The sequence below is a fragment of the Candidatus Methylacidiphilales bacterium genome (genome assembly GCA_028713655.1).
In the GTDB taxonomy this organism is placed as follows: Bacteria; Verrucomicrobiota; Verrucomicrobiia; order Methylacidiphilales; family JAAUTS01; genus JAQTNW01.
Genome location: JAQTNW010000071.1, coordinates 1 through 7129, shown reverse-complemented (window position 1 = coordinate 7129; position 7129 = coordinate 1). Strand labels below are relative to the sequence as shown.

The window sequence follows — 7129 nt, the reverse complement described above, 5'->3', positions numbered from 1 at the left end:
CGGGCTCTTTTCGATGTTTGTGGCCGCGCTGTTCTTGTTAGGCACGCGCGACTTCAAGCGGATGCTGGCGTATTCGAGTGTGGAACACATGGGCATTCTGAGCATCGGCCTAGCCCTCGGAGGCGCGGGCATGGCGGCGGCTCTGTTTCATGTGTGGAGCAACAGCCTGACCAAGGGCGCGCTGTTTTTGAGCGCGGGCAATATCCGGCGCGCGGCGGGTTCGGCTTCGATGGATGACGTGCGCGGCATGGCTGTTCTCACGCCGCGTTCGGCTGCGATTTTTGTCACCGGAATGTTTGCCGTCACAGCCTGTCCGCCCTTTGGCCCATTCTTCAGCGAGCTGCGGGTTGTCCGGGCTGCGCTGGCCTCCGGGCACGGGACTGTTGTTGCGTTATTCCTCGGCTGCCTCCTGCTCGCCTTCTTTGGTTTGACCCGCGTGGTTTTTGGCGTGGTGGACGGACGCCCGCGTACGGCGGCAAAAACAGGCGGCAAACGTTTTGTGGAAACAGCCGGCCTGATTGTGCCTCCGCTGCTGCTGCTGGGTTTGTCCTTGTGGCTGGGACTCTTTACTCCCGCAATTTTACAAGAGGCATGGACGGCTGCCGCCATTCAATTTTCTTCATCACCATGAGTTCCTCCACCCCATTTGCGCTTCTGACCAACGCTGCAGGAATTTCCTGGGCCGAGGTGCCTGCATGGCCTGCGACGGATTTTGTCCGCGCGACGGCGGCGGAATTGGATCGCGGCGCCCGCCTCTGCGCGTGGTTTGGCGTGCCGGAAGATGACGGCGCCAGCCTGGTCGCAGTGATTGCCTTTGACGCTGACAATACGCTCGCTGTCGCACGCAGCACGCCATTTTCAGGTTCGTTTCCTTCTCTTACCCTGGCGAATCCGCAGGCGCATTTGTTTGAGCGTGAGGTCTGGGAGCAGCACGGTCTCACACCCGTGGGCCATCCGTGGCTCAAACCCGTACGCCGGACTGATGGCAACGCGCCTGCCGTCGGTGATTTTTTCCGCGTGAATGGCCGCGAGATTCACGAAGTTGCCGTCGGCCCGGTCCATGCCGGCGTCATCGAACCCGGCCACTTCCGCTTCCAATGCGCGGGCGAAGAGGTGTTGCATTTGGAGATCGCGCTGGGCTACCAGCATCGCGGGGTGGAGGAGGCGCTCGCAGGAGGTCCGCACCGCGCGACGATCAACCAGATTGAAACAGCGGCGGGCGATACGAGCATCGCCCACGCCACGGCGCATGCGACGGTGATGGAAGCGCTTGCCGGGAGTGAGACTCCGTTGCGCGCGCAATGGCTGCGGGCGCTTGCGCTTGAGCTTGAACGCCTGGCCAATCACACCGGCGACATCGGAGCGCTGGCCAACGATGTTGCGTTTCTGCCCACTTCAGCCGCCTGTGGCAAAATCCGCGGTGATTTCCTCAATCTCACAGCGTTGATGTGCGGCAATCGTTTTGGGCGCGGCCTTGTGCGACCAGGCGGCTGCCGCCATGACCTCGAACCCAGCCGAGTGGCCCAGTTGCAGGAACGGTTGAAGCTTGCCATGTGCGAAATCGAACAAGCTGTCGCGTGGTTCTGGGACGCCGCATCCGTGCGCGCGCGATTTGAAAATGTCGGCACGGTTTTTCCCGCGCAAGCCAGGGAAATCGGGCTGGTCGGCCTGGCGGCGCGCGCGTGCGGCCTCGTGCGAGACGTGCGTTATGACCACCCTGCGGGCTGGCACCGCTTTGCCCAGGCCCCGGTGGCTGTGTGGCCGGGGGGTGATATCTTTGCCCGCGCCCGTGTGCGCACACTTGAGATCCAGCGATCTGGCGAATTTGTCCGCGAACAGCTTGCCGCGCCGGCCGATGGTGAAATTTGCTGCGAACTCGCCGCGCCCGGAGCCAGCATGCTGGCGGTGGCCTTGGTTGAAGGCTGGCGTGGGGAAGTTTGCCATGTGGCTTTGACCGATGCCGGCGGGCGTTTCCGCCGTTACAAAATCATCGATCCTTCCTTTCACAACTGGATCGGCATGACGCTGGCCCTGCGCGGAACGGCCATCTCGGATTTCCCGATATGCAACAAGAGCTTCAACCTTTCCTACTGCGGTTTTGATTTGTAACCCCAAGCTAAAATTTATGTTTGTCCTGGACACTTTAGTTAATCGTTTGAAGCGCGGCTGCGAGACGATGCCTTATCCCAAAGGCCCGGCTCCCGCGCTGCCCGACCGTCATGGCGGCGCGCTCAAGGTCGAGGCGGCCCGATGCGGAGAGGGGTGCGACGATTGTATTCCGGTGTGCCCGACAGAGGCTATTACAAGATTGCCATCCAAAAACGTTGCGCTTGATCTTGGCCGTTGCATCTTTTGCGCCGCCTGTGTGGAAGCCTGCCCGCAGGATGCCATTACTCAAACCGGCGACCATCGCATGGCCGTACGCCGCCGCGAAGATCTCGTACTTGGCGAAACCGGAAATGAAGAGGTCCGGCTGGCCGATGCGCTGGACAAAAAACTGCGCAAACTCTTTGGCCGCTCGTTGCGCCTGCGGCAGGTAAGTGCGGGCGGCTGCAACGCTTGTGAGGCTGACGTGAACGTGCTCGGCACGATCGGGTGGGACCTGAGCCGTTTCGGCATCCAGTTTGTGGCATCGCCCCGCCATGCCGATGGGTTGCTCATTACGGGACCGGTGACGAAAGGCATGGAGCTGGCGCTGAAAAAGACATGGGACGCGGTGCCGGAGCCGAAGATTGTCATTGCGGTCGGCGCCTGCGCGATTGCAGGGGGGCCTTTCGTCGGGAATCCGCAGATTCTGAATGGGGCGGCTTCTGTCGTGCCCGTGGATCTCTACATTCCCGGTTGTCCTCCGCACCCATTGACCATTCTTGACGGGCTCCTGCGCCTGCTCGGGCGGTTGGAAGAGAAGCTTGATGTAGCGACGAATGCGAAACGTTAGTTTCAGTCAGTTGCAGTACTTATTTTTTAAAGGTGCGGTATTTGCCCGGAATGCCCCTTAACATTTCCTTAAGGTAATTCTCGGAAGTATCGTCCACGTAATAACCGATGATATTGATGGCCGGCATGGGCATGTTGATGGGCTCGTAAATTTCCTTTTGCATGTCCCTGAGCATTTGATTGAAGTCGGAGGCAACCAGATAGGGGGGTTTGCTCCGTTTGGGATAGTCCGGGCGGTGGTCGGGCGAGTCCCTGGGATAATGCGGGGAGTACTGGAGCCACCAATAAGCCTCCTGCGTCCTTCCCGACAGGGCGCTGTTCTTTTCGGCGGCCTTTTTCTGTGCTTGCTGCAATTCGTCCGGATACTTTTTCATGAATTCCTTTACCTCTGCATCGTATTTTTCATAAAGGTCTTTGTTTTTTATCCGGAATTCCTCCACCTTCTTGATGTAGTCCTTGTCATCTTCCACCCGCACACTGGGCGTTCCGTCCGTCAGAATAAACACCGTCTCCGCCTGCATTTTAAAGGCCGCGGTTAACGCAATATCCAGGCGGGTTGTCCCGCTAATTCCATGAGCGTAGCTGTTATAATAGTTGATCCTTCGCATTCCCGCCTTGTCCTTCATGTAGGGGTCGAGCCATTTTTTGAAGTCCGCCACATTCTCATCCGAGGCATCCACCGCCTTGGGTTGAAACGTGTCACAGCCTCCATCGCCAAACATGATCACGTTGAATTCGGTTTCCTGATCCAATCCGTCCACCAACTTGACAAGTTCATCCTTCAATGCGGCGTAGCTTTTTCCGCCTCCCTTCTTTTCCAGGATCATGCTTCCTGAAGTATCGAGAAGGAAAACAACCCGCCGGGAATCCGCCTTGATTCCCATGAAAGAAAACGAGGATAGCTTGCCAAGGGCGCCGGCCCCAGCTTTCTGAAGGCCTTTTTGTTGGGATGCGTCCGAACTATCACCTGTTGTTTGTGAAAGTTTGGCGACGACTATGGGCTGGACGTTAAAATTGTCGGTTGTGGGAGTTTCAGCCGCAATGATATTAGAGTTGGGGCTTGCATCCATTGTCGGCGTGGCCGGCTGGTCTGGAGTGGGGGTGCTGGCCTGATTTGGTTCGGGTGGAGTTTCTTCCTTCGGTTCTGCCGGTGGTGTTTCATCCACGTTCTCTGCGGGAGGTGTGTATTCGCCAAAGGCGTGTGCCGGATCAACCCGTTTAATCAAAATGACGCCGCTGATCCAGACAAGGATGACGACATGGAATAAGAGGGAAAATATGAAAGCTCCTGCCGGAAGCCGTTTATTTAATTTTTTGGTATCAGGAATTGGGTTCATAATGTTGAACAATGAAAATTGCCGGAGCTCCCTATTGGACAAAAATCAGTATAGAAATCCTTACCGTCCGAGTGAGTGACTGGCTGTATTATGGAAGAGTCTTTGTGAGTGGCAAGAAAATCTGAGATCAGGCCGAAATATATCGCAAGTTTGCTGATGAACATATTCGACAAGATGTTGAAATATAGAATGTTAGAGGCTTTGCGCTGAAGAATGTGAAGATACCCTTTTCGTAAGGTTGGGGAGCCTCACTTTAACGGAATATCCACCCAGACGGGGTAATGGTCGCTGGCCAGGCCGGGTTCATCGCCACCGAACACACCCTTGCGTTTTGAAGCGCCTTTGGCCAGGACTTTCGCCTGGGGTGCGGGGTCTCCGCATGCGGAGGAGAGCCAAATGTAGTCATAAACTTCATCCGGGCGGGCATCGCCCGCGGCTGCGGGGTAGGTGATGATATTTTGTCGGCTTTCCGCGCCCCAGGTATGCTGAAACCCCATCGAAGCCAGTTTGCCGAATGTGTTTTCGCCCTGAAAACGACTGTCGAAGTAGTCGGTATTAAAATCGCCCAGGACAATAATCCTGTCGCGGTACGGGTCGAGATTCAGCCGGTCCAAGTCGCGTTTTAATTCGCGAATGGAAGCTTCGCGGCTGGCAGCGTTTGCCTTGAGTGTTTCCGCGTTATCGACGCCGGTGTTGCTTTTCAAAAAGGCGTTGTAGAGGACGAATTGCCGGCCCTTGATGTTGAAACGCGCGGCCAGCCAGCCGCGAACCGGCGGGTTGGCTGTTTTAAAGGGGGCAAAGTCCAGCTCCCAAATTTCAGACCAGGGAAAACGTGAAAGGATGCCGCATTGCTGCTGGATTTTGTCATTGAGATTTTGTTCCAAGTTTTCGCCATAGTACCAGGAAGAGGCCAATCGGGAATATCCGCGCGACCCGAGATTGTTATTCAGCAAAACAAGGGCGCGGAGGTTGCGGGTTTCCTGTGTCACGAGAATGTCCGGATCGAATTCCCGGATCAGCGCGGCTGTGGCGGCTGTTTGCAACTGGGCATTTTCGTCCGCACCATGCCGGAGTCCGGCGGGAAACCATTCAATCTTCCAGGTGGCAATGCGGATGAAATTGCGTTCGGGCGCGGGGTCCATGCCGGAGGCTTCGCTAGAGAAGGGTTTTTCGATGCGCGGCGCGGCGTCTTCGCAGCGGGCCATGAACGGGACTGCAAGCAAGGCGATGCATGGAAGGATGGCCAGGCGGAGGATGGAATAAGGCATGGGATGGGTGGAATGCCGGTTTGTGCGCCGGTCCATTCAGAATGCCAGAATGCTTCCGGTTTCGTGGAGGTTCCGGGGCGGTATGGGGGGCGCTGCATCAGGCGCGCCGATCGGACTGACTGAATTTCTAACTATCAACTGGGTTGGCAACAGGATTTTCACGGGCATCTGGCGTACCTGCATTTCATTAAGCAGGTAGTTGGCGGCCACACGCCCCATTTCAACGGCAAAAATGTCGATGGTCGTGAGGGCGGGCTCCAGGATCTGCCCGAAGTGGTTGTTATCAAAACCACAGATGCTGATGTGCTTGGGTACCTCGACTTCCAGGTGTTTGAGTTCGGCGATCAGTTCAAAGGCCTCGCGGTCGCAGCCGCAGATGACCGTGGTGGGTTTGGTGGGCAGGCCGTAGAGGATCTCGGCGGCCTTGCGGGCCGACATTTCATTGTGGGGCTCCTTGAAGGCGAGGTCGGCGCGCGGTTCAAGGCCGTATTGGTGCATAATAGATTGATAAGAAGAGAACCGTTCGCGAAATCCGTCGTGGAAGTTGAGCCCGGTGGCGTAAAAGGCGATCTGGGTGTGATTTTGACCCAGCACGTAGGCGAGCATTTTTTCCTCCCCGGTCCGGTTGTCCGAGCTGATGCGTCCGAGTTCCTCTTCGCTGGTGCTGGCGTTGCCGAGAAGCGCTGCAGGAATGCCGGATTCCGCGAAAAAGCGGCAGATGGACGGTTCCGTGTAGCTGGCGAGTACAAAACCCATGGTACCGTGCTCCCAGGCAAAGCGCAGCTTTTCAATTTTTTGCAAGGGGGTTTGAAAATCAGAAAGCAGGCGTGTTTCATAGCCTTCGCCGAACATGACATTCTCAAAGCCGATCAGCCAGTCCTGAAAGAGGCTGTACCAGCCGCGAAGGATGTCTGTATTGACGGTAAAGGCGACTTCACCGACAGGGGGTTGATGGGTCCAACCGTTGTAAATCCAGCCATGCCCGCCGGGGTGTTGGCTGATGATATTTTCCGCCAGCAGAACCTGAAGCGACATGGCGACGGCGGAACGCGATGTGCGCAGGAGGCGGCTGAGTTCCGCCTCCGCCGGGATGACTTCTGGAAAATAACGGGAGCGGACCAGGGTGCGCAGCAGGGCAATCGTGCGGTCTTTTATTTCCGAGGAAAAGCGGACGGTGTCTCGTTTTAGCATGGCCATACAGACTCCCTGCGGCTCGATCTTAACGCGCTCTGCCCTGCTTAATCAAGACAGAACGAGAAATACCGGGGTCACCGAATTGACTCAAATGAAATGACACCGAGGGAGTCGTAGGAATGGGGTTAAAAGAGTAACGTTGCCGCATAACTAAAGACACCGTGAAAGGATGTCATTAGTTATGAGTCTGGAGAGTCGCAAAGAGGTATTGGAGAAGATGCGGGGCCTGTATGAGGGCCGGGGTAAGGAGGGGCGTAGAAAGTTTAGGGTCAACTCTCAAGAGGCTGTTGAAAAAGGGGTGTTAGGTTGCACATGGAATGCATCTGAAGGTTGCTCGACTGATTTCGATAAATAAAAGGTTCAATTGGCGCGCAAAAAAGTCGGCTGACTGTT

General features: G+C 56.5%; 6 protein-coding genes. 3 read left to right on the top strand and 3 right to left on the bottom strand.

Going from position 1 to position 7129, the window contains the following annotated elements; genetic code table 11:
- The 3 genes from PHD76_14885 to nuoB form a co-directional block, all read left to right on the top strand.
- Nucleotides 1-631, top strand: a 631-nt coding sequence (locus PHD76_14885) for a proton-conducting transporter membrane subunit (protein MDD5263126.1), incomplete at its 5' end; no start/stop codon positions are given.
- Nucleotides 628-2109, top strand: a complete 1482-nt coding sequence (locus tag PHD76_14880; GenBank protein MDD5263125.1) for an NADH-quinone oxidoreductase subunit C — start codon at nt 628-630, stop codon at nt 2107-2109. The genes PHD76_14885 and PHD76_14880, both read left to right, overlap by 4 nt.
- A gap of 16 nt (nt 2110-2125) precedes the next feature.
- Entirely contained in the window at nt 2126-2938 is an 813-nt protein-coding gene (gene nuoB / locus PHD76_14875; protein ID MDD5263124.1) for an NADH-quinone oxidoreductase subunit NuoB, read from the top strand.
- Nucleotides 2939-2957: 19 nt separating this feature from the next.
- On the opposite strand, the gene PHD76_14870 is transcribed toward nuoB, so the two are convergent.
- The 3 genes from PHD76_14870 to PHD76_14860 form a co-directional block, all read right to left on the bottom strand.
- Complete coding sequence (locus PHD76_14870) at nt 2958-4274, bottom strand: hypothetical protein (protein MDD5263123.1); 1317 nt, start codon at nt 4272-4274, stop codon at nt 2958-2960.
- Nucleotides 4275-4522: 248 nt separating this feature from the next.
- A complete protein-coding gene (locus PHD76_14865) occupies nt 4523-5578 on the bottom strand; it encodes an endonuclease/exonuclease/phosphatase family protein (GenBank protein MDD5263122.1) in 1056 nt (351 codons plus the stop codon).
- Nucleotides 5579-6733, bottom strand: coding sequence for a substrate-binding domain-containing protein (locus PHD76_14860; protein MDD5263121.1), 1155 nt, complete (start codon nt 6731-6733; stop codon nt 5579-5581).
- Nucleotides 6734-7129 lie beyond the last annotated feature (396 nt).